This window comes from Cyanobium sp. BA5m-21 (assembly GCF_024346235.1).
Lineage (GTDB): Bacteria > Cyanobacteriota > Cyanobacteriia > PCC-6307 > Cyanobiaceae > Cyanobium_A > Cyanobium_A usitatum.
Map to the genome: position 1 here is coordinate 1 of NZ_JAGQCO010000024.1, position 21,866 is coordinate 21,866.

23 protein-coding genes and 1 tRNA gene are annotated in these 21,866 nt (G+C 64.0%); 10 read left to right on the top strand and 14 right to left on the bottom strand.

The genetic code is table 11. From position 1 onward, the window contains the following. From KBY72_RS08650 to KBY72_RS08660, 3 genes are all read left to right on the top strand, one after another. On the top strand, positions 1-654 hold a 654-nt coding region (locus KBY72_RS08650; RefSeq protein ID WP_254993390.1), incomplete at its 5' end, for a peptidylprolyl isomerase. Positions 655-671: 17 nt separating this feature from the next. Continuing rightward, positions 672-3,605, top strand: a complete 2,934-nt coding sequence (locus KBY72_RS08655) for an ABC transporter transmembrane domain-containing protein (RefSeq protein ID WP_409995487.1) — start codon at positions 672-674, stop codon at positions 3,603-3,605. Further along, the gene (locus KBY72_RS08660; RefSeq protein WP_254932416.1) at positions 3,605-4,747 is read left to right on the top strand and encodes an HlyD family secretion protein; all 1,143 of its coding nucleotides are present in this window, start codon (positions 3,605-3,607) and stop codon (positions 4,745-4,747) included. Before KBY72_RS08655 ends, KBY72_RS08660 begins: the two co-directional genes overlap by 1 nt. Before the next feature lie 35 nt (positions 4,748-4,782). On the opposite strand, the gene KBY72_RS08665 is transcribed toward KBY72_RS08660, so the two are convergent. From KBY72_RS08665 to gcvT, 5 genes are all read right to left on the bottom strand, one after another. Then, complete coding sequence (locus KBY72_RS08665) at positions 4,783-6,402, bottom strand: CTP synthase (protein WP_254961822.1); 1,620 nt, start codon at positions 6,400-6,402, stop codon at positions 4,783-4,785. 277 nt (positions 6,403-6,679) lie between these two features. Further along, a complete protein-coding gene (locus KBY72_RS08670; protein ID WP_254961823.1) occupies positions 6,680-7,156 on the bottom strand; it encodes a Dps family protein in 477 nt (158 codons plus the stop codon). A gap of 45 nt (positions 7,157-7,201) precedes the next feature. Continuing rightward, positions 7,202-8,140 (bottom strand): RNA polymerase sigma factor, RpoD/SigA family, encoded by a 939-nt coding sequence (locus KBY72_RS08675; RefSeq protein WP_254993394.1) that lies wholly within the window; start codon positions 8,138-8,140, stop codon positions 7,202-7,204. Between the two features lie 77 nt (positions 8,141-8,217). After that, entirely contained in the window at positions 8,218-10,044 is a 1,827-nt protein-coding gene (aspS, locus tag KBY72_RS08680; RefSeq protein WP_254961825.1) for an aspartate--tRNA ligase, read from the bottom strand. A gap of 43 nt (positions 10,045-10,087) precedes the next feature. After that, positions 10,088-11,200, bottom strand: coding sequence for a glycine cleavage system aminomethyltransferase GcvT (gene gcvT / locus KBY72_RS08685; protein ID WP_254961826.1), 1,113 nt, complete (start codon positions 11,198-11,200; stop codon positions 10,088-10,090). A gap of 112 nt (positions 11,201-11,312) precedes the next feature. Here gcvT and KBY72_RS08690 point away from each other — a divergent pair, with 112 nt between their 5' ends. Then, positions 11,313-11,561 carry a hypothetical protein gene (locus KBY72_RS08690; protein WP_254961827.1) on the top strand — a complete coding sequence of 83 codons (249 nt, stop codon included), beginning with the start codon at positions 11,313-11,315 and terminating at the stop codon, positions 11,559-11,561. Positions 11,562-11,683: 122 nt separating this feature from the next. Continuing rightward, on the top strand, positions 11,684-12,082 hold the full coding sequence (locus KBY72_RS08695) for a Crp/Fnr family transcriptional regulator (protein ID WP_254932481.1): 399 nt from the start codon (positions 11,684-11,686) through the stop codon (positions 12,080-12,082). 13 nt (positions 12,083-12,095) lie between these two features. On the opposite strand, the gene speB is transcribed toward KBY72_RS08695, so the two are convergent. Together speB and speE are read right to left on the bottom strand one after the other, a co-directional pair. After that, positions 12,096-12,956, bottom strand: a complete 861-nt coding sequence (gene speB, locus KBY72_RS08700) for an agmatinase (RefSeq protein ID WP_254932482.1) — start codon at positions 12,954-12,956, stop codon at positions 12,096-12,098. Continuing rightward, on the bottom strand, positions 12,956-13,792 hold the full coding sequence (speE, locus tag KBY72_RS08705; protein ID WP_254993396.1) for a polyamine aminopropyltransferase: 837 nt from the start codon (positions 13,790-13,792) through the stop codon (positions 12,956-12,958). Before speE ends, speB begins: the two co-directional genes overlap by 1 nt. A 99-nt stretch (positions 13,793-13,891) precedes the next feature. On the opposite strand from speE, the gene arfB reads away from it, so the two are divergent. Continuing rightward, a complete protein-coding gene (gene arfB, locus KBY72_RS08710) occupies positions 13,892-14,344 on the top strand; it encodes an alternative ribosome rescue aminoacyl-tRNA hydrolase ArfB (RefSeq protein ID WP_254932484.1) in 453 nt (150 codons plus the stop codon). A 68-nt stretch (positions 14,345-14,412) separates the two neighbouring features. Here the strand turns inward: arfB and mazG are convergent, their stop codons facing one another. From mazG to KBY72_RS08725, 3 genes are read right to left on the bottom strand one after another with little or no spacing between them, the layout of a single operon-like run. Beyond that, positions 14,413-15,231: a nucleoside triphosphate pyrophosphohydrolase gene (gene mazG / locus KBY72_RS08715; RefSeq protein WP_254961828.1), complete on the bottom strand. Its 819-nt coding sequence runs from the start codon at positions 15,229-15,231 to the stop codon at positions 14,413-14,415. After that, positions 15,228-15,728 carry a DUF2227 family putative metal-binding protein gene (locus KBY72_RS08720; protein WP_106502659.1) on the bottom strand — a complete coding sequence of 167 codons (501 nt, stop codon included), beginning with the start codon at positions 15,726-15,728 and terminating at the stop codon, positions 15,228-15,230. The genes mazG and KBY72_RS08720 overlap by 4 nt, the downstream gene beginning before the upstream one ends. Positions 15,729-15,731: 3 nt before the next feature. Next, positions 15,732-16,658 carry a lysophospholipid acyltransferase family protein gene (locus tag KBY72_RS08725; RefSeq protein ID WP_254961829.1) on the bottom strand — a complete coding sequence of 309 codons (927 nt, stop codon included), beginning with the start codon at positions 16,656-16,658 and terminating at the stop codon, positions 15,732-15,734. Between the two features lie 21 nt (positions 16,659-16,679). On the opposite strand from KBY72_RS08725, the gene KBY72_RS08730 reads away from it, so the two are divergent. Continuing rightward, a tRNA-Val gene (locus tag KBY72_RS08730) sits at positions 16,680-16,751 on the top strand. Between the two features lie 26 nt (positions 16,752-16,777). Here KBY72_RS08730 and KBY72_RS08735 read toward each other — a convergent pair. Further along, positions 16,778-17,035 (bottom strand): hypothetical protein, encoded by a 258-nt coding sequence (locus KBY72_RS08735; RefSeq protein WP_254961830.1) that lies wholly within the window; start codon positions 17,033-17,035, stop codon positions 16,778-16,780. A 47-nt stretch (positions 17,036-17,082) separates the two neighbouring features. Between KBY72_RS08735 and KBY72_RS08740 the strand changes: the two genes are divergently transcribed. Both KBY72_RS08740 and KBY72_RS08745 read left to right on the top strand, forming a co-directional pair. Next, positions 17,083-17,535 carry a protein phosphatase gene (locus KBY72_RS08740; protein WP_254961831.1) on the top strand — a complete coding sequence of 151 codons (453 nt, stop codon included), beginning with the start codon at positions 17,083-17,085 and terminating at the stop codon, positions 17,533-17,535. Next, a complete protein-coding gene (locus KBY72_RS08745; RefSeq protein ID WP_254961832.1) occupies positions 17,532-18,158 on the top strand; it encodes a 2OG-Fe(II) oxygenase in 627 nt (208 codons plus the stop codon). The genes KBY72_RS08740 and KBY72_RS08745 overlap by 4 nt, the downstream gene beginning before the upstream one ends. On the opposite strand, the gene KBY72_RS08750 is transcribed toward KBY72_RS08745, so the two are convergent. Then, positions 18,149-18,412 carry a Nif11-like leader peptide family natural product precursor gene (locus KBY72_RS08750; RefSeq protein ID WP_254961833.1) on the bottom strand — a complete coding sequence of 88 codons (264 nt, stop codon included), beginning with the start codon at positions 18,410-18,412 and terminating at the stop codon, positions 18,149-18,151. The genes KBY72_RS08745 and KBY72_RS08750 overlap by 10 nt on opposite strands. Before the next feature lie 202 nt (positions 18,413-18,614). On the opposite strand from KBY72_RS08750, the gene KBY72_RS08755 reads away from it, so the two are divergent. Continuing rightward, positions 18,615-19,361, top strand: coding sequence for a hypothetical protein (locus KBY72_RS08755; protein WP_254993398.1), 747 nt, complete (start codon positions 18,615-18,617; stop codon positions 19,359-19,361). 2 nt (positions 19,362-19,363) lie between these two features. Here the strand turns inward: KBY72_RS08755 and KBY72_RS08760 are convergent, their stop codons facing one another. Beyond that, complete coding sequence (locus KBY72_RS08760; protein ID WP_254932083.1) at positions 19,364-20,608, bottom strand: mechanosensitive ion channel family protein; 1,245 nt, start codon at positions 20,606-20,608, stop codon at positions 19,364-19,366. Next, positions 20,605-21,864 carry an extracellular solute-binding protein gene (locus KBY72_RS08765; RefSeq protein ID WP_254993399.1) on the bottom strand — a complete coding sequence of 420 codons (1,260 nt, stop codon included), beginning with the start codon at positions 21,862-21,864 and terminating at the stop codon, positions 20,605-20,607. The genes KBY72_RS08760 and KBY72_RS08765 overlap by 4 nt, the downstream gene beginning before the upstream one ends. Between the last annotated feature and the right edge of the window lie 2 nt (positions 21,865-21,866).

A 21,866-nucleotide genomic window follows, 5' to 3' on the forward strand; every position in this document is an offset into this window, starting at 1 on the left:
AGCGATGTTGCACTAAGCGATGAGCAAATAGATGCGGCCAGGCAGGCTTTTTGTCGTCAGCACCAAATCCGCGACGCCGAGGCCCTCAAGGCCTGGGCAGTAGCCCACATGCTCAGCCCTGCTGCCCTCGAGGCCCAGATGCGACAGCCCCTGCAGCTGCAGCTCCTCTGTCAGGGCGACTTTTCCGCCAAGGCGGAAGCTCGCTTTCTGCAGCGCAAGAATCAACTCGATCGTGTCGTCTACAGCCTGCTGCGCCTCCGCGATGGTGGTCTCGCCCGCGAGCTCTATTTGCGCATTGATGATGGCGATGCCAATTTTGCCGATTTAGCCGCCCGCTATGCCGAAGGACCTGAGCAGGCAACCCGCGGCATTGTGGGCCCGGTGCCCCTCACCCAAGCCCACCCTGCCTTGGTAGATCGACTGCGCACCGCTCCACCTGGCGTAGTGCTCGAGCCCTTCCAAATCGAATCCTGGTGGCTGGTGGTGCGGCTCGAAAGCCTCACTTCCGCCACCTTCGACGAGGCCACCGCCGCCCGCATGGCTGAAGAGCTGTTCGAGCAGTGGATCTCTGAGCAGGTTGAACGACGTCTCGTGGACCTGCGGCCCCTGTTGGAGAAACGCGTATCCGCCGATGCGAGCCAGAAGGCCAGCTAAGGCTCATCATGAGTTCCATGGACGATTCCGCCCCTTCGCAGCTGCCTGCCCATCCCGCCTTTGCCGGGTTGTCTCACTCCAGCGCCGAGCGTTTGCAGCAGCAGCTCAGCCGGCGTCAGTTTGCTGTTGGTGATCCCCTTTGCCTTAGGGGCTTGATCCCCTCTGAGATCCTGCTGCTTCAATCGGGCACAGCTCGCTTGCTGGTGCGGGATCAGGGCCGCCTGCGCACCGCAGAAAAGCTGGGACCGGGCAGCTTTGTGGGCCTGGCCTCCCTGTTGCGAGCCGCTCCCTGTGAGGAGGTAAGTGCGGGCTCCGAAGTGGAGGCCCTGGTGCTGGCCGATTCCCTGATCCTGGAGTTGCTGGCCAGCGAACCCTCCTTTGCCCAGTGGTGTGGCTCAAACCTATTCACCGCTGAATTGGCAGCCTTGCTGGCCCTGCTGCTTGAGCAGCACCCCCAGGCCGGCACTTCGCTCCAGGAGTTGCTGGATCAGGCCCGCCCCCAGGCTCGATTGGTTGCGCCTGAGCCTTCGGCCCTAGCCGCCCTGCCGATTGAGTTCAGCTTGCTGGCCGCTAGCCACAACCTGATCGATCACCCCCTCGGGGCAGCGCTAAATCCCCGCCAGGGTGTGCCGGCTGCCACCCCACCACTACCTCCACGCCTGATCGCCCTGCCTGCGGAGCTGCTGGCGCCGGTAGCTCCAGTACTGGAAGCCGAGCTGATGCCGGAGGGCTCTGGCAGCTCCGGCCAACCTGGCGGCTCTAATCCACCTTTAGCTTCAGCCCTTGATCTGGGCCAGCGGGATCGCACGGCCCTGCAACTGCTGCGCGGCAACGGCCCCCTCGAGGAAACCCTCGCCTGTTTCCAGATGTTGGCGGCGGAGCTCAAGCTGCCCTTCCGGCGCGATGCGATCGAGAAGATCCTTCGCGATGTGTTGCGCCGTGGTCAGACGCCGGACCTGCAGCTTTGCGGCAATCTCGCCGCGATGATGGGTTTGCACGTAAGCGGCGTGCGGGTGCCTGCCAACCAGGGCACGCGCCTGCAGACCCCGGCCCTGATCCCCTGGCAGGGCGGGTTTGCCGTGGTGCGGGGCGCCAATGCCCGCGGTTTGCTGCTGGCCTCCCCGCGGCAGGGTTGGGTGGAGATTCCCCCCGACCAGCTTCCCGAGGCCTTCCCCGATGGCATCGATGTGCTGATGCTGGAGCGCAGCTCTGCCACCCCTGAGCAGCGATTTGGTTTTGCCTGGTTCTGGCCAGCTTTGCAGCGCTACCGCGGCATCCTCACCCAGGTGCTGATCGCCTCCTTTGTGGTGCAGCTGTTCAGCCTGGCCAACCCCCTGCTGATTCAGGTGATCATCGACAAGGTGATCAACCAGCGCAGCCTCGATACCTTGCAGGTGCTGGGCTTTGCCCTGGTGGTGGTGACCTTGATGGAGGGTTTGATCGGCGCCCTGCGCACCTTCCTATTCAGCGAAACCACTAATCGCATCGACCTGCGCCTAGGCGCCGAGGTGATCGACCACCTACTGCGGCTGCCGCTCAATTACTTCGACCGCCGTCCCGTGGGCGAACTCGGTACCCGTATCGCTGAGCTGGAGAAGATCCGTAATTTCCTCACCGGCCAAGCGCTCACCACCCTGCTCGACACTGCCTTCTCGGTGATCTATATCGCCGTGATGCTGATCTACAGCTGGCTGCTCACCTTGATCGCCCTGTGCGTGCTGCCGATTCAGATCGGCCTCACCGTGCTGGGGGCTCCCCTCTTCCGCCGTCAATACCGCGATGCGGCCCAGGAGAACGCCCGCACCCAGAGCCACCTAGTTGAGGTGCTCACCGGCATCCAGACGGTGAAGGCCCAGAACGTCGAGATGATCAGCCGCTGGAAGTGGCAAGACCTCTACGGCAAATACATCTCCCGCACCTTTGAAAAAACAATCACCGGTACGGCCCTTAACGAAACCTCCCAGGTGCTGCAGAAGCTCTCCCAGCTGCTGGTGCTCTGGGTGGGTGCCTCTTTGGTGCTTTCCGGCGACATGACCCTGGGCCAGTTGATCGCCTTCCGGATCATCTCCGGCTACGTCACCCAGCCTTTGCTGCGGCTCTCTTCGATCTGGCAGAGCATCCAGGAGCTCAAGGTTTCCTTTGAGCGCCTTGCCGATGTGGTCGACACCCCGGAGGAATCAGACGAGGCTGATAAGCAGAAGATTCCTCTGCCGCCCATCGCCGGCGAGGTGCGCTTTGACGACCTCTGCTTCTCCTTCACCCCCGGCGGGACCCAGGTGTTGCGTCACATCGACTTCACCATCGCCGCCGGCACCTTTGTGGGGGTGGTGGGTCAGAGCGGTAGCGGTAAGAGCACCCTCACCAAAATGCTGGCACGCCTCTATTCACCAGGTAGCGGCAGGATCCTGATCGACAACTACGACATCGACAAAGTTGAGCTTTACTCTCTGCGGCGCCAAATCGGCATCGTGCCCCAGGAGCCCCTGCTATTCACTGGCACGGTGGCAGAGAATATTGCCCTCACCGATCCCGATGCCAGCAGTGATGCGATCGTGCAGGCGGCACGTCTGGCCTGCGCCCACGATTTCATCATGGAGCTTCCTGCGGGCTACAGCAGCACTGTGGGAGAACGCGGCGCCGGCCTTTCCGGCGGCCAGCGGCAGCGGCTGGCCCTCGCCCGCACCCTGCTCTCCCAGCCCCGGCTGCTGGTGCTCGATGAAGCAACTAGCGCCCTCGACTACGACACCGAGCGCCGCGTTTGCGACAACTTGCTCGACAACCTCAAGCACTGCACCGTTTTCTTTATTACCCACCGGCTCTCCACCATCCGCCGCGCCGAGCTAATCGTGATGATGCACGAAGGAGCCATCGTGGAAACGGGCACCCACGATGAGTTGATGGAGCGCCGCGGTCGCTATTACGCCCTTTACCGCCAGCAGGAGGTCAACTGATGTCGATTGTGCGCCGCGCCCAAAACGCTATTGAGCGCCGGGTTCAGACCAGCCATGAGGAGATGGCGCTGCAGCAGTCGCGCTTTTTAGCGCGAGCTATCACCTGGGCCTTGCTGGGCACCACAGCTGCTGGCCTGGCCTGGCTTGCCTTAGCCAAAACCGACGAGGTGGTTGTCGCCTCTGGCAAGCTCCAGCCGATCGGCGATGTCAAAACCATCCAAATGCCGGTGGGCGGTGTTCTGGAAACCATGCTGGTCAAGGACGGTCAGCGAGTCAGCCAGGGCCAGGTGCTGCTGCGCCTCGACAACGAGGCCACCATCGACCGTCAGGCGAGTTTGCGTACCACCATCACCGCTAAGAAGGCCCAGCTGCGTCTCAAGGAGGTGGAGCTGGCTCGCTATCTCAACCTCAACGACACCGAGCAGACGGTGACGCGCCAGAACCTCGTGCTTGAAACCGAAATCCTGCAGCGGCTTGAGGGCCTCAAGGCAGTTGGGGCCTCTGCGGAGTTGCAGTATTTGCAACAGCGCAACAAGGTGCGTGAGGTGGATGGCGAGATCGCCAAGCTCAAGGTAGATCGCCTACGTCAAATTGCGATCATCGAGCAGGCTCTGGAGCAGATCAAAGGCGAGCTTGCCGATCTAGGCAGCAAGCTCACTGAGCTGCAGGTCAATATCCGCTACCAGGATGTGCGTTCCCCGGTGGATGGGGTGGTGTTTGATCTCAAGCCCACGGGCCCTGGCTTTGTTGCCCAAGGTAGTGAGCCGGTCATGAAGATTGTTCCCTTTGATGCGCTCCAGGCCAAGGTGGAGATTGAGAGCAGCGATATTGGTTTTGTGCGAGTTGGTCGCCCTGCCGATATCAGCATCGATTCCTTCCCTGCTACCGATTTCGGCGTGCTGCTTGGCAACGTTAAGGGCATTGGCTCCGATGCTTTGCCCCCAGATGAGCGCAATCAGACCTATCGCTTCCCAGCCACGATTGCACTCGATACTCAGCAGCTAAAGCTGAAATCTGGCAAGAGCCTGCCTTTGCAAGTGGGCATGTCACTTACGGCCAATATCAAGCTGCGCAAGGTAACTTACCTGCAACTTCTGCTTGGAGAATTTAAAGATAAAACAGACTCTCTTAAGCAAATCTAGTTAATTTCGGTTGCCAAGTTGGTTTGGTGAAATAGTCAGTCCTGATGAGCTTGGTTGGGCAGGCGCTGCTGGGCGGCCTCAATCAAGCCGCGAAATAGGGGGTGAGGCTTGCCGGGGCGGGAGAGAAATTCTGGGTGATATTGGCAGGCTGTGAAAAATGGGTGGCTCTGTAGTTCGATTAATTCAACTAAGCGGCCGTCTGGCGAGGTGCCGCTGATTGTGTAGCCCGATTCGATGAAGAGGCTGCGGTAAGCGTTGTTGAATTCGTAGCGGTGGCGGTGGCGTTCGTATACAACTTCGTCGCCATAAAGGCGATGAGCCATCGTGTCTGCAGCTAGCCGGCAGGGGTAAACGCCCAGTCGCATCGTGCCGCCCAGATCAACTACGTCCTGTTGCTCAGGCAGTAGGTGGATCACCGGATGGGGCGTGTCGGCATCAAGTTCGGCGCTGGTGGCACCGGCCAGGCCCGCCTGGTTGCGGGCCCACTCGATCACGGCGCACTGCATGCCTAGGCACAGGCCCAGGAAGGGCACCTGCTGTTCCCGTGCCCAGCGGATTGCAGCCACCTTGCCGTCCACACCGCGGTTGCCGAAGCCGCCGGGCACCACCACCGCATCCATGCCGGCCAGCAGGGCTTCTGCGCCCTGGCTTTCAAGCTGCTCGGCGCATACCCAGTGCAGATCAAGCGAAGCATCCCGATCCAGGCAGGCGTGGCGTAGGGCCTCCACCACCGATAGATAGGCGTCGTTGAGCTGCACGTACTTGCCCACCAGCGCCACCTTCACCGCCGGGCCGGGGTGGCGCAGTTTGGTTACCAGCTCCTGCCAGCGGGCCATGTCACTTTCAGCGTTGCTGAGCTGCAGCACATCGAGCACCTCGCGGCAGAGCCCCTCCTGCTCCATCGCCAGCGGCACCGCGTAGATGCTGTCGGCGTCTAGGGCTTGGATCACGGCCCGCTGCGGCACGCCGCAGAAGCCACCTATCTTGCGGCGCAGCTCGTCGCTCACGGGCCGGTCGCTACGGCACACCAGCACATCGGGCTGGATGCCGATTGAGCGCAACTCCTTCACCGAGTGCTGGGTGGGCTTGGTCTTGAGCTCGCCCGAAACGCCAATGAAGGGCAGCAGGGTGACGTGCACATAGGCCAGGTCTTGGCGGCCCACATCGCCCCGGAATTCGCGTATCGCCTCAAGAAACGGCAGCGATTCGATGTCGCCCACCGTGCCGCCGATCTCGCCAATCACCACGTCCGCATTGCTGTTGGCGGCTACCCGATGGATGCGCTCGCGGATTTCGCGGGTGATGTGGGGGATCACCTGCACGGTGCCGCCGTTGTAGTCGCCGCGGCGCTCCTTGTTGATCACCGACTGGTAAATCGAGCCAGTGGTCACGCTGTTGAGGCGCGACATGGCGGTATCGGTGAAGCGTTCGTAGTGACCCAGATCCAGATCGGTCTCGGCGCCGTCCTCGGTGACGAACACCTCACCATGTTGGTACGGGCTCATCGTGCCCGGGTCCACGTTCAGATACGGGTCGAGCTTGAGGATCGAAACGCTGTAGCCGCGGCTCTTGAGCAGGCGCCCCAGGCTGGCGGCCACGATGCCCTTGCCGATGCTCGACACCACGCCGCCGGTGACAAAGACGAACTTGCTCATATCCCGGTAGCTGACCCTTCAATGTACCGGGCCTTCCAAGGCTCCCTTGCGCCTGCGGGGCCTGGCTGGGTTCGGCGGTCACGCCCGCTGCGCGGGCAACACCGCGCTCACCGCAGCCAACCCCGCAGGAGCCACATGCCTTCTTGGTGCCTGGTTCGGGTGTTGAAAGGCTCGGCCGGGCCTGCGGAGGCTCGCTGGTCTGCTGGTGCCGCTGCGGTGAGGCCGGTATGGCCCGCGCAGCGGGCGCCGACCGGCCGATCCCAGCGGCACCAGCGGATTACGCCTCGAGCAGGCTGCGCAGCATCCAAGCGGTCTTCTCGTGGATCTGCAGCCGCTGGGTGAGCAGGTCGGCGGTGGGTTGGTCGTTGGCCCCATCGGCGGTGACCATGACGCCGCGGATGGTGCGGGCGACCGCCTCGTGGCCGAGGACCAGCTCGCGCACCATCTCCAAGGCTGCCGGGATACCCTGGCTTTCGGCGATTGAGGAGAGCTGGCCATAGGTGGCGCCGCCAAAGGGGGCCGGGCAGCCAAGGGCGCGGATGCGCTCGGCGATGGCGTCTAGGGCGTTCCAGAGCTCGGTGTACTGCCCCATAAACATCAAGTGCAGGGTGTTGAACATCGGCCCGGTGACGTTCCAGTGGAAGCCGTGGGTTTTGGCGTAGAGCACGGTGCTGTCGGCCAGCACGCGGCCCAGGCCTGCGGCGATCTCCAGCCGCTGGGCTTCCGGGATGCCGATGTCAATGTCGGTTGCCATGGCGACTTATCCGTAGTGACTGCGTTTTAGCCCGGATTGCTTGGGTTAGTCGAGGCTGCCCAGATAATCCTTCACGCGGCAGCGATTCTGGGGTTGGCGCAGTTTCAGCAGGGCCCGAGATTCGATCTGCCGCACCCGCTCCCGGGAGAGCTGCATGGCAGCGCCGATTTCAGTCAGGCTGCGGGGAGTGTCGTCTACTAGCCCGAAGCGTTGACGGATCACCTCGGCTTCGCGGCTGCTCAGGTCTTCAAGCAGGGCCTCGAGGTCGTTGTGCAGCTGCTCGCGGGCGAGTTCCTGCTCAGGTGTGCCGTGGCCATCTTCCAGCAGATCGCCGAGCTGCATATCGTGTTCCTTGCCCACTCGGGCCTCCAGGGAGACGGGTTTGGGCAGCTGCAGCAGGGTTTCGCGGATCAGCGCTTCGCTGAGATTCAGCTCCTGGGCGATTTCAGCCACGCAGGGCAGGCGGCCAAGCCGGGCGCTGAGTTCACGCTGGGCCCGTTTAATTCGGTTGAGCTTCTCGGTGATGTGCACCGGCAGCCGGATTGTGCGGCTCTGGCTGGCAAGGGCCCGGGTGATGCCCTGGCGAATCCACCAGTAGGCGTAGGTGCTGAAGCGAAACCCCCGGGTCGGGTCAAAGCGCTCCACGGCCCGCTCCAGTCCCAAGGTGCCCTCCTGGACCAGATCCAGCAGGTCCATGCCCCGGCGCTGGTACTTCTTGGCCACTGACACCACCAGTCGCAGATTGGCCTGGATCATCCGCTCCTTGGCCCTTTTGCCGCGGTGCAGGGTCAGCCGTCGCTCTTTGTCGGCCAGTTCGTCTTTGCACAGTTCGTCTTTGTCTGGATCGCCCTCGCGCAGTAGCTGTTCTCGCCGCTGCACCAGCCGGGCCAGGGTGAGCTCCTGCTCCTGGGTAAGCAGGTCCACCCGACCGATGTCCTGCAGGTAAAGCCGCACCGGATCGGTGCTGGTGGGAGTGTGGGGCACGCCCAATGGATTAGTGGTACTTCACCGTTGCTGCGCTGGGCAGCTGCGGCGCCAAATGCCCCGTTTTGTTTTGGCTTTCAGTTTTCGTCTTCTTCGCTCCAGGTGCTGGCCACATGCAGCTCGTCTAGTTGTTTGGTGGCCACACCGCCAGGCGCGCCGGTCATCAGGCAGCGGGCCTGCTGGGTCTTGGGGAAGGCGATTGTGTCGCGGATCGATTCCTCGCCCGCCAGCAGCATCACGATCCGATCTACGCCGTAGGCCAGGCCGCCGTGGGGTGGGGCACCCATGTCGAGGGCGTCCATCAGGAAGCCGAACTGCTGGTTGGCCTCCTCCAGGGGCAGACCAATGGTTTGCAGCACCTGGCGCTGCAGGGCCGAATCGTGAATGCGCAGCGAGCCGCCGCCCAGCTCGAGGCCGTTGAGAACCAGGTCGTAGGCCTGGGCGCGGGCCGTGGGCAGGGTGTTGGCCCAGGCGGCGGGATCAGTACCCAGATCGGCGCTGTTGGGGGCACAGAAGGGATGGTGCAAGGCATCTAGGCGGTTTTCGCCGGAGTTGAACTCAAACATCGGGAAATCCACCACCCAGAGGAAATTCCACTGGTCGTTGTCACGGTCGGCCGGCACCAGGCCAAGCTCGCGGGCCAGAAATTGGCGCACTCGATCGAGGGCCTTATTCACCGTGGCGGTATCGCCGGCGCCGAAGAGCAGCAGGGTGCCGGGGGTGGCACCGGTGCGGGCCAGCAGTTCGGTTTTTTTGTCTTCTGTGAGGTTGTCCTTGATAGCGCCGATCGTGTCGATCTCGCCGCCCTCGCGCACGCGGATGAAGGCCAGGCCGCCTGCCCCAGCCTTCTGAGCCTCGCTGAACACATCGCCGCCGGGCTTGATGCGCACGTTGCTAATGGCGTCGTTGCCACCAGGCACGGCGATGCACTTCACGGAGCCGCCGGCGGCCACGGCGCCGCTGAATACCTTGAAGCCCATGCCGGCCACTAGGTCGGAGACGTCGGTGAGCTCCAGGCCGTAGCGGGTGTCGGGCCGGTCGGTGCCGTAGCGCGCCATCGCCTCGTGCCAGGTGAGGCGCGGGAAGGGACGGGGTAACTCCACCCCTTTCACGGCCTTCCAGATCGAGGCGATCAGGGCCTCGTTGAGCTCCAGGATCTGCTCCTGGTCCATGAAGCTCATTTCGATGTCCAGCTGGGTGAATTCCGGCTGGCGATCGGCCCGCAGATCTTCGTCGCGGAAGCAGCGGGCCACTTGGTAGTAGCGCTCCAGGCCGCCCACCATCAGCAGCTGCTTAAACAGCTGGGGCGACTGGGGTAGCGCAAACCACTCACCACCGCACACCCGGCTGGGCACCAGGTAGTCGCGGGCGCCCTCGGGGGTGGAGCGAGTGAGCACCGGGGTTTCCACCTCGATAAAGCCATGGTCTTCAAGGAAGCGGCGCATCGCCTGCACGGTGCGGTGGCGCAGGCGCAGGTTGCTGTTCATGCGCTCGCGGCGCAGGTCGAGGTAGCGGTGGCGCAGCCGCAGCTCTTCGCGGGTGTTCTCCTCGTCGTGCACCGACACGGGGAAGGGCAGGTTGCCCTTCACGGCGTTGAGCACGGTGATGGCGCTGGCCAGCACCTCGATGCGGCCGGTGGCCAGTCGGTCGTTGATGGCATCGGCGGGTCGCTCCCGCACCTTGCCGGCCACCTGAATCACCGTTTCGTTGCGCAGGTGCTCCGCTATGGCGAACATCTCGGCGCCATTGTCGGGATCGACAGTGATCTGCACGCTGCCGCTGCTGTCGCGCAGGTCGACAAAAATCACGCCGCCGTGGTCACGACATCGGTCTACCCAGCCGCAGAGCTGCACGGCCTGGCCGCTGGCGTCGTGACGCAGGTCGCCGCATCCGTGGCTGCGCATGCTGAGATCCGGAGTGAATGGGCGATTGTCCCACCCGGTGGCGTCAGCGCTTGTAGAAGGGACGCTTCACCACCAGCGCTGGCTCGGCCTTGCCTCGAATTTGCACCGCCAGCTCGGTGCCCAGCTTGGCGGCGCTGGCTGGTACGTAAGCCAGGGCGATCGCTTCTTCGAGGCTGGGTGACCAGCTGCCGCTGGTGATGTGCCCCACCGGCTCACTAGCCACTGGAGCCCCGGCAGCCAGCACCGGGTAGCCATGGCGGGCGATGGCGCGGCCCTGCAGCTTCAATCCCACCAGGCGCCGCTGGACCCCCGCGGCGCTTTGGCGCTCCAGCACCTCGCGACCAATGAAGGCTTTGGGCATTTCCAGGTGCACCAGCCAGCCCAGGCCGGCCTCCAGGGGTGTGGTGTGCTCATCCAGCTCGTGGCCGTAGAGGTGCATGGCCGCTTCCAGGCGCAAGGTGTCGCGAGCGCCGAGGCCGCAGGGGCTGACGCCGCTGGCCAGCAATTTGTCCCATAGGAGCAGGCCGTCTGGCCGGTTCAGCAGCAGTTCGAAGCCGTCTTCACCGGTGTAACCAGTGCGGCCCACAAAGGCGCTGGCGCCAGCCAGCTTCAGCTCCCGGTGGCCGAAGCGGGGCAGGCCGCTCAGGTCGGTACCCGCCAACTCCTCCAGCCGGGCCGCCGCCTCCGGGCCCTGCAGGGCCAGCAACACGCCATCGCTTTTGCGATCTTCAACATGGATGCCAAGGGGCTCCAGCTGGCTGCGGATCCAGGCCGTGTCGATTGCGGCGCAGGCGGCATTGATCACCAGCAGTAGTTCGTGGCACTGGCCATCCGCCTGCCAGCCGCGGTCGTAAACGATCAGGTCGTCGCGGATGCCGCCCCGCTCGTTGAGCAGCACTGAGTAGCAGGCCTCGCCGGGGCCAATGCGAAACAGGTCGGTGGGCACCAGAGCCTGCAGGGCTTCTTTGGCGCCTGCGCCCCGCAGGGTCAGCACCCCCATGTGGGAGATATCGAAGATGCCGCAGCGGCGCCTTACGGCCTGGTGCTCTGCCACCAAGCCCTCAAATTGCACAGCCATCTCCCAGCCGGCAAAGGGCACCATCCGGCCACCCGCGGTTTGGGCGGCTTCAAACAGAGGGGTGCGGATTAAACCCATGGCCGGATCCTATGCAGGCCTGCGGAATCAATAAGGAACCTGGAAGATTCGCTGTATTCGATACCACTTTGACCAAACGTCCATAACTTAAGAGACCAGATCTCTCCCTTGGATGGGTCAGCGCCCTTGCTGCTGCAGCTGCCGCCATTGCGCCCCACCCAGTGGCGCTGAATTCGGCTGGTGTCAGCTGCGCCAGTTGCCGATCCATCCCGAATTGGCGCTGGAGCTGTGGTGCCACCACTGGACGGCCCGGCCGCCGCGGCTGCCTGCGATTAATGCGGCGCCAGCAGCTGGGGGGACACCAGCACCAGCCCAGCCGAACCAGCAGCTCAGCCTTGAATCAGCCTTTGGCAAAAGCTAAAGCAAATCCGTAATTTGTCCCGGTTTTGGGGCCTATTTGGCTTTTGTGCTCGCCATAGCTAGGCGCCCGGGGCGGTATAGCTCTATTAAGGGCATGTGGTTTCGATTAGGGGGTGGAGGAGCATGGTTGCTTCGGTAACGATCACGACTTCGCTGGAGCTGCTGGCGGCTCAAGTGGATTGCGAAGTTCTCACCCTGCCCACCGGCTCCAAGGTGTTTTCCAGGGGCTCCCGGGCCGACTCGATTTATGGGATGCGCCGCGGCATCATTGAAGTGATAGGCGAGAGCGGCGAGAGGCTTTGCTATCGCCCCGGAGAGCTGTTTAGCTATCAAGACATCCTTTGGCGCGACGGCATTTATCGCAACGAAGCCGTGGCCCGTACCCCTGTTGAGATCCTGCGGCTCGATCGCCTGCGCTTCCTCAACCTGCTGCACAACCACCCGACTCTGGCGGTGTTGCTGATCAGCCAGCAGCACGAGCGCCTGCGTGAGCAGCGCACCAGCGGCACCTGCTGCTACTGATCGGCTTTCGGCATTAACGGTCGAGCAGAAACAGCAGGCTGCGCACCACCTTGGCGGCCAGCACGCTGCTCACGCCGGTGGCATCCAGCATCGGCGCCAGCTCCACCACATCGGCGGCCACCAGGTTGTGGTGGCGCAGCTCCTCCACTAGGGCTGCGAAATCCCGCCAGAGGAAGCCGCCGGGCTCCGGGGTGCCGGTGCCGGCCATCACCGCTGGATCAAACCAATCCAGATCCACTGTGAGATAGAGGGGCTTGCCGCGCAGGGGTTTCAGGCTTTCGGCCATCCGCTCAATGGCCACCAGGCGGCCGCTGCTCCTCAACTCGCTGAATTCTTCGCGGGTGCCGCTGCGGATGGCGATCTGCAGCAGCTGCTGGCTGGGCAGCACCTCCAGGCAGCGGCGCATGGCGCAGGCATGGCTGTGGTGGGCGCCGAGCCATTCCTGGCGCAGGTCGGCGTGGGCATCGAGCTGCACCAGCACCAGATCGGGGTGCCGGGCCGCCACGGCCGCCACTGCGCCGGAGCTGATCGAGTGCTCGCCACCCAGCATCAGGGGCTTCAGCCCCAGGGCCAGAACGGCTTCGGTGGCGGCCTTCACGGCCGCCACCACCGGCTCGGGGGCGCCGAAGGGGATCTCCACCGCGCCGAGGTCGGCGATGGCCAGCTCCTCCAAGTCGCGATCGAGCTGGGGGCAGTAGCTCTCCAGGCCGCTGCTCACCTCGCGGATTGCCGCCGGCCCGAAGCGGGTGCCGGGGCGGAAGGAGGTGGTGCCGTCGTAGGGCACGCCGAACAGACCCACCCGGCAGCCGGCGGGGTCGCGCTGGCTGCCCATGTAAATGGCGCCGTCTTGGTCAAAGAGATCCGTTTCAAACATCAGCCCAGCTCCCGCTCGATGGCGGCGGGCACAGCATCAAAGGCGCCGCGCTGCCAGCGGGGGGACCAGATCTCACAGCCACAGTCGACGGCCGCGGCGCGGGCGGGATCCGGCTGCAAATAGCGACGGCCGTCTGTGGCGGCGAACGTCCAGCTCCACCAGCCGCTGGGATACATGGGCACCCAGCCATACAGCGGATCGGCGTGGCCGAACACCTCACGGATCAGCTTCACCGTGTCGATATGCACCTGGCGGAAGGCCTCGGGTGATTCGCTCTGGGTGGCGAACACGCCGCCGGGCCGCAGGATGCGGCGGCAGTGCTCGAAGAAGGCGCGGTTGAACAGGCCCTCGGCCGGGCCGGCGGGGTCTGAGCCATCCACGATCACCACGTCGTAGCTGGCTTCAGGGGCATTGGCGGCCCAGGCGATGCCGTCGCCAACGGTGAGGTGGAAGCGGGGGTCAATCCAGCAGCCGCCGCCGATGCTGGGCAGGTACTGCTGGCTCCACTCCACCACCAGGCCGTCGATCTCCACCAGGTCGAGGTGCTGCACGCCGGCGTGGCGCAGGCACTCGCGGGCGGTGCCACCATCGCCGCCGCCGATCACCAGCACCCGCTCGATGCTCGCCGCGCTGCAAAGTGCCGGATGCACGATCGCCTCGTGGTAGTGCCGCTCCTGGCGCTCGGCAGTCATCCAGCAGCCATCGAGCAGCAGGCCCTTGCCGTAGCGCTGGCTGTCGATGATCGTCACCTTCTGGAAGGCTGAATCCTGTTCGGCGACCACCGTGCCCTCCAGGCCGTAGCGCACGCCGTCGAAGACCTCGTCGATCCAGCCCATTGCCAAAATTTCGCAGTCTCCAGCCTTGCGCATCGCCGGTGTGTTGGCCGTGACAGGCTCATTTCCTGGCTCCCCTGATTTCCTGGCTGCCCTGAATCCATGGCTCCCCTGCGACCCACGGCGGATCTGCGGCTGACCCCAGCGCTGGTGATCGGCGCCGCCGAGCTGGCCTGGCGTTTTTCTCGCTCCTCCGGCCCCGGCGGCCAAAACGTGAACACCACCGATTCACGGGTGGAGCTGGTGTTTGATCTGGCGGCCTCTGCGGCGCTGCCGCCCACGATCAAGGCCCGGGCCCTGGGGCGACTGGAGGGAAAGCTGGTGGAAGGTTGTGTGGTGATTGCGGCAAGTGAGCACCGCTCCCAATGGCAAAACCGGGTGGCGGCCCAGCGGCGCCTAGTGGAGCTGCTGCAGGAGGCGATCAAGCCGCCACCACCACCGCGTCGGGCGACTCGGCCCACCCGTGGTTCAGTGCAGCGGCGTCTGGCGGCCAAGAAGCAGCGTGGTGCGATCAAGGGGCAGCGGGGGGCCCGTACTCAGCTGCCGGAGGACTGAGGTGTTGGCTGGGTGTCCCTAAATCTGTACAGGTTGTACGGAACTTGCGAGGCTGTTGCGCTCAGGGCTTAGCAGCCTGGCGTTGGCGTGTTTTCAGCGCGTATCTCGGCTTTGGCCTGTTGCCAGAGGCCTTCGAGCTCGCCGATGCTGCGGCCCTTTAGGTCGCCATCCAGGGCTGCTTCCACCCGGGAGAAACGATCGAGGAAGCGGCTGTTGGTGCCCGCCAGGCCGGCTTCCGGTTCGATGCCGCACCAGCGCGCCACGTTCACCAGGGTGAACAGCACGTCGCCCAGCTCTTCCTGGGCATGGCGGCGATCCCCGGAGGCCACAGCTTCCTTGAGCTCGTCGAGCTCCTCGTGCACCTTCGCCCACACCCCTGCCATGTCATCCCACTCGAAGCCGGCCGCGGCGGCTTGCTTGGAGATCGTCATGGCACCGGCTAGGGCTGGCTGGCCGCGAACCTTGCCGGCCAGCCGATCGCTGAGCGGGCTGGTGGAGGCGGGTTGGGGTTTTTCTGCGGCCTTGATCTCCTCCCAGCTGGCCGGCTCGCCACCACCAAACACATGGGGATGGCGTCGCACCAGCTTGGCGCTGATGCCTGCAGCGATCTGGGCCAGATCAAAGCTGCCTGCCTCGCTGGCGATCTGGGCGTGGAGCACCACCTGCAGCAGCAGATCGCCCAGTTCCTCCGCCAGGTGGTGATCGTCGCCCGAGCGGATCGCATCGGCCACCTCGTGGGCCTCCTCCAGCACGTAGGGCACCAGGGAGGCGTGGGTTTGCGCCAGATCCCAGGGGCAGCCGCCCTCGGGGTCGCGCAGGCGAGCCACCACGGCGATCAGCTCAGCTAGGGCCTCAAGGGGGGCTGGGGTCTGGGTTTGGGGGTTCATCGGCGGCGGCGGCGGCGCAGCAGGCGGGGCAGGCGCGGCATCGGGTCGCCATCTTGGATCAGGTGCAGCCAGCTGCTGGCCTCCAGGCCCACCAGGGCGGCCAGCAGCAGCGGACGCTCGCCCTGCCAGAGCGCCTGGGCGGTGGCCAGGAGCTGCTGGGGTGCTGGCCCACCGAGGGGTTGCAGCAGCAGGCAGCTCACCAGCAGCAGCGCCGCCAGGTAGGCCAGGCGCCCGCTGGTGCCCAGCAGGGGACTGTGGGAGATCAGGGAGCGATGGCGCAGCAGGTTGCGGTAGGGCCACCAGAGCAGCCGCAACGGTCCCCAGCGGCGGGTGGGGTTGGAGCGGGTGTCGAGGTCGGGGGAGAGCAGCAGGCCACCTAGCAGAAAGCTCAGGCCGGCCACGCTCACCCCCGCTAACCCCAGCCAGGGCCACCACAGCAGCCCAAAGGGGAGGCTCAGGAGCCAGGTGGCTCGGTCGTGGCTGCGGCCGCTGGCCATCGATCAGCGCCCGGGTGGGCCGATGGGCCGCAGCCGCTCACCGCTGCCATCGCCCGTTCGCCAGCGCCGGTTGATCCAGTAGTACTGCTTCGGATAGGCCTGGATCAGGGGTTCGTGCCAGCGGGCTACGGCGGCAAGCTGGTCGCTCAGGGCAGCGGCACCCTGGCCGGGCCATAGCGGTGCGCCAAAGATCAGCCGAAAGTGGCCGTTGGCTTCCCGCACCTGGGCCACGGGAAACAGGGGGCAACCCGATTTCTGCGAAAGGGCCGCAGGCCCTTTGACGAAGTTGGTGCTCAGGCCGAGGAAGTCGACCTGCACTTCGCTGTTGCGGCTGTAAAGGTCGGTCATCACCACGAGGCTGCCGCCGCGATGTAGGCAGCGAAACATTGACCTGGCATCGGCCTGGGGAATCCAGTTGCAGTAGCTGTTGGCCTGGCGGGCCCGGTTGAGCAGCTCGTCGCTGTATGGGTTGCGGGCGGGGCGGTACACGACAGATGGGGTGTCCAGCTGTTCGCTCAGCCAGCGCAGCCCCAGATCCCAGCAACCCAGGTGCAGCGATCCCACGATCACCCCCTGGCCCTGGCGATGCAGCCGCAATAGTTCGTCGAGCCCCTCCCCCTCAGCGCTGATCAAGCAGGCGTCAACCGGTTGGATGATCGATTCGAGGCAGGAGAGAAAAAAGCTGTTGATCGACTGCTCGGCGATGGCTTCCCGCTCGCCCTGGCTGAGCTGCTCGCCATAGACCCGCGTCAGGTTGGCGATCGCCGTGGTGTGGCGCCGCCGCAGCCAGGGCCTGGCTAGCCGGTGGGCTTGGGCAATGCCGCGGCCCATGCTGCTGTGGGAGCGCCCCCGCAGCACCAGCAGCAGCAGCCGCACCCCGAGGGCCTCCAGTTGCCAGCGCAGCTTGCGTTGAAGTGGGGCCTGAGCCATGGGGTGTATTTTGCCTACACCGCGCGATTAGCTCAGCGGTAGAGCGCCTGCCTTACAAGCAGGATGTCGCTGGTTCGAACCCGGCATCGCGCATTTCTGGGGCGCTCCATATGGGGGCTTCAGCCTTCTGGGAACAGCAGGCTGGCGAGTTCGTCGGCATCTACGTCGTAGACACGGGCGAGGCTGGTTTCGATGGCGCTGGTCACTTCGCCGGGCAGAAAGCGCATGGCGTTGAGGGCGTCGTCAGTGATCTCGTCGGTGAGCAGGGTTTCTTCGCCGCCGAGCTTTTCGTCGTTGATCACCGCCATTACCCAGCTCTGGTAGGCGTAAACGAGATCGCTGAACTCCAAATCGGGGTCGTTGAAGTCGAGGGCCATGGGTGGGGCAGTCGCATGCCCGTGCAGTCTGCCGGCAGCTGGGCAGGATGGCAGGCATGAATGCCATCAACCTGCAGGCAACCCTGTTTGATTTCGCCATTGGCGAGTTGGTGCGGCAGCACCGTGATAGCTTTCAGCCGCTCTGGACAGCTGATAGCTGGGCCAAGCTGCTGATCTGGTTGGCGCTCAATTGCGGTTGCAGCGGTGATCGTGACTCGCTGGAGGCCTATGCCGAGGCGCTGGGGCCAGGGCTCACCGGCCGCATGCGGCGAGTTTTCTTTGAGCGCGAGCTGGAGGATTTGGAGCTGCGAGTGCTTGCCGATCCCGCCGAGCCCCAGGTGTTGGTGCTGCCCCTAGGGCCTGCTGGCCCCCTGGATCATGGGCGGGTGGTGGAGGCTCTGGAGCGGCTGGGTCTGCTGGCAAGGGTCGCGGCGGAGCCGCAGCGCTGGCAGCAGTTGGAGGCGGCCCTGGCCCTTCCCTGGCAGGAGCTCTCCCGATGAACCTGCTAGCTACCTATCGCAATGCCGGCTTCGAGGCCCTCGCCGATGGGGTGATGGCCTTTTATGAGCGGCGCGTTGACCTGCGGCGGCCCGGGGTGGCCTTTGGCCCTGGCGGCAAAACTGAGCCCGCCAAAATTTCCACCGATATCAGCCTGGTGGCCATCGACCGCTCCGATCCTGAGGCCTTCGCCCTGGCGGAGGTGATCCTGCGCGGCGTAACGGCTGGGCTGGAGCGCTACCTGCAGGAGCGTGGCCTCTTTCGCCAGTGCTGCCCGGAGCAGGAGCTGTTTGTGAATCCGATCTTCAACCTGCAGCGCTACGCCCCTGGTGAGGGTTTCAAGCACTGGCACTGCGACTGGACAATCAGCGACGAGGCCACTGAACCGGTACACAGGGTGCTGGCCTGGATCCTCTATTGCAACGACGTGCCCAACGGAGGCACCGAATTTCATTGGCAGGATCACCACGAGCCGGCTGAGCGGGGCAAGCTCGTGATCTTTCCGGCTGGCCCTTCCCACATCCACCGAGGCAGGGTCAGCGAGGAGCACACCAAAACGATCGCTACCGGCTGGATCAATGCCGGCAGCTATCAGAGCTACCTGGGCCGGCTCGCTCAGGCCTGATCGGGGCGCTCCCAGGTCTTGGCTGCCCATAGCAGCTCTCCCATGTCCCAGCCGAGGTTGTCGAAGTTGCGGACGGACATGGCGTCGTCGCTCTCGAGCAGCAACTGGGCGAAGCCCTTCACCAGCGCAGCAGGTTCGATGGTCAGGCCTGCCTGAGCGCCCACCGCAGCCAGGTCAGCCGCCGTGGTGGCACTGCGCAACTGGCGTTGCAAATCCTCATTGGTGCGGATCGCGACCAGGAAGGCTTCAATCATGGTTTTGCAGAGATTTAGGGGTTAAGGCGAAGTAAAGGCGCAGAGCGGCGAGCCCCTGCTTGTGTTCTGCAACACCCTCTGAACGGAGACGAAGACTGTAATTGTTACCTAAATGGAAAAAAACTTGAAGTTTGCCCCGCGTCAAAATAAGAGGTTGCCTCTGATTAGGTTTTCAGCCGCCAGACTTAGGCGCTTGCGAAAGGTGCGTGGCGTCTTTTTCCAGGTTCTTGTGCTTTGTGGCATCAAAGTTGCGGTTCACTTCTTCGGTCTTGAGCGATTAAGTATTAATCCGCTGTTTTCGGCGATGGTTGCCTCGACGATCTTTTTATTGGGCTTCTTGTTGAATGGTGTGCTCACTGATTTTAAGGAAAGCGAGAAAATACCTGCCGAACTAGCAACCTGTCTTCAGACGCTTAATTTGGAGGTTCGTGCAATTCAGGTCTATCACCCCGAGATCCAGATTGCTGCAGCCCTCGCCGCGGTAACTGGGCTTGGCCAGTCCTTGCTGGATTGGTTGAAGGAGCGGATTACTACAGAGCAAATGCTGGCGCGCCACACTCAAACCCATGCAGACGTGGTGCGTGTTGCGGTGCATTTCAAGGGCGACGCATCTACGTTGAGGGGAAGGCTTATGCAGGATTTAGCGGTAATACTTGCCAAGGTCAATAGAGTGCAGACCATACGCGACACTACATTTGTGCCTCTTGTTTATTGGATGGCGGACATTGCTGCAGTGCTTTTGTTCGCGGGCTTGGTGATGGCGAGAGCGGAAAGCCTTCCAGAGTCTGTCTTTTTTCTTGCTGTAATTTCCTTTATTGTTATTTTACTCCTGCGCTTGATTGATGATATCGACAACCCTTTCGGGCTGTCTGACTTGGATTCGGCAGAGGATGTATCGATTGAGCTGCTGGAAAAAACAGTAGATCGCCTTAGGACTGCTGCTAAGTGAATTTATTGGTTTGATGGCGCTCCGGGTGGCCATTGCATGGAATATTCCACATGCTGTGGGAAAGGAATTTCAATGCTGCTATCGCGGAAGGCCCGCCAGATCGCCTGATTCACCTCGCTGCAGATGCCCACGTTGTCCATCGGGTTGGCGATCCAGAAGCGCAGGCAGTAATTAATAGCGGAGTCGCCGTAGTTCAGCAATAGGGCTTTGGGTGCTGGCTGGGGAAGCACCCGTGCAACTTCGAGAGCTGTGGCCTCGAGTAGAGCAATCACTTCTACTGGGTTGTGGTGATAGGCGGCGCCAATGCTTACCTGGCTGCGGCGCATGCGGTCGCTAGCGGTGTAGCTGGTGGCCGCCTGCGTGAAGAAGGTCTGGTTCGGGATTAGCAGCTCGGCATTGTCACGATCACGCCAAAGCAAGGTTGCACGCAGTCCAAGACTTCGAACTTCACAGGGATCGCCATCGAGCATCAACACTTCTCCTGGGCGCACGGAGCCCTCGAACAGCAGCCAGATGCCGCTGATGAAGTTGGAGAACACCTCCTTGATGCCGAAGCCAAGGCCCACTGACAGGCCACCTGCCACGGCGATCAGGGCGGTGGTGTTGAGGCCCAGGTGCACCCCCACGGCCACCAGGCCCAAGCCCACCACGGTGTAGCGCAGCATCAACTCCAAGGCTTTGCGGCTGCCATCGCTGGATGCCAGGACCCGTTGCACCAGCCAGGCCACGCCCGTTGCAGGTGGCCCCGAGCCCACCAGCACCAGGTAGGTGATCAGGGCGGCATTGAATAGCTTGCCCGCATCGACGGGCACACCCAGCATGCTGCCCAGGGGGGCCACGGCCAGATCATTGATGCTGTCGACGGAGGTGATCAGCATCAGGGCCGCCAGCAGCAGATAGCCAGGTCGCAGCAGGCGGCTCTCGAGTTGCCGCGCCGTTTTCGCGCCGAGGCAACGTTGCAGCAGCGGCTGCAGCTGGTTGAGGCCGTACCAGCCCAGCCAGAGCACTCCCAGCTGGCCGCTGAGTCCGTAGGGCAGCCCCAGGAGGGCCAGCAGCAGGCAGCTGGCCGCCAGCACCACAAGCGCCAGGGGGGTGAAGGCCCGTGGCCGCAGCTGGCGTAGCCAGTTTCGGCGCGCCGCAAACCGCCGCAACACCATCAGCCCGATCGCCACAGCCAGTTGCAGCAGAACGGTGGGCCGCTCCAGATAGCCCAGCCAGCCCAGCACCTCCAGCAACAGCTCTCTCATGGCCGGTTCCGCAGGATTGCGACCAGCCTCTGGCCGGTCGTGGTGGGCTGCATCTCTCCAAACACCAACGTGGTGAGCAGGGTCTGGATCTCGGCCATTCGGGGATCGTTGCTGTGCATCAGCTCCTCCAGGGTGTTGGTTTGGCTGCCCTGCTGGGCCGAGGTCACCATGGCGCTGAGCACTGTCGAGCTGCTCACCGGCACCCTCACGAAGCGGTTGGCCGGCAGCACCACCTGGGAGCCCAGGGTGAGACTCCTCTGGCTCAGGGGGTTCACGCTGAAGCGGCTGAAGGCCAGGGCCCGCTCGCGGCTGCTGCGGCTGGCATTGGTGCCGAGGGCCAACACCCGCAGCTTGTTGATCGGACTCGCATCACCCCACTCGCCGCCCGGCAGGAGCGCCACCCCGAGCCCATCCCCCAGAGCTTTGCGCAGCCGCGGTATGGACGCGCTGCGGCAGGGGAACCAGTCGAGGCGGCCCGCCTGGAATTCCGCTTCCGCCGAGGCCTGGCTGGCGTAGAAGGTGACGCGCTGTTGGATGTTGGCGTTTTGCAGCCAGGTGAGCCAGCGCTCGATCGCCTGCTGCTGGGCCCAGCTGGGTTGCCTGCCGGCTGCGGCTGTATTGATGGCGTCGACCGCACCAAGGCTGCCGACTGTCCAGAAGAGGTTGTAGTCCTCCATCGAGAGGCCCACAGGATGGCCCTTGGCACTCGTGTCAAGCAGCTGCTCCAGGGTGGCTGGCGCGGTGGGCAGTCGCCGGCGGTTGAAGCAGGCCAGCTGGGTTTCCACCAGCAATGGCAGCCCGGCGAGATCTCCGGAGGGGTTGCGCAGCCGATCGAGCACCTGGGGATCGAATGGGTTGAGATCCACCCCTGTTTGTGGGTAGGGCGCTATCACTCCTGCGTTCAGCATCCGCACGGCTGCGTCCCCGTTGAGGAGCAACAGATCGGGGCCCAGCCCGGCCAGGTTGCGGCGCCGGATCGCCCACTCCAGCTCTTTCTCGGGGTAATGACTGAACTGAAAGCGGGTGTTGGGGTGGAGCTGGCGGTAGCCAGCCTCCAGCCCGCCCAGCCGCTGCAGGGTGTCGGCGCGCAGCCCGGCGTCGATCCTCTCGTCGGGGTTCACCTCCACCCCGAGGTAAAGCTCGTTGGGCAGCCCATCGCCAGCGCCGCAACCGAGCAGAAGCAGCGAGGCCAGCACGGGTACGCAGCGCGATGCCACCCGTCGTGTCGCCTGTGAGGGGGCCCGGGGATGCGGCATTG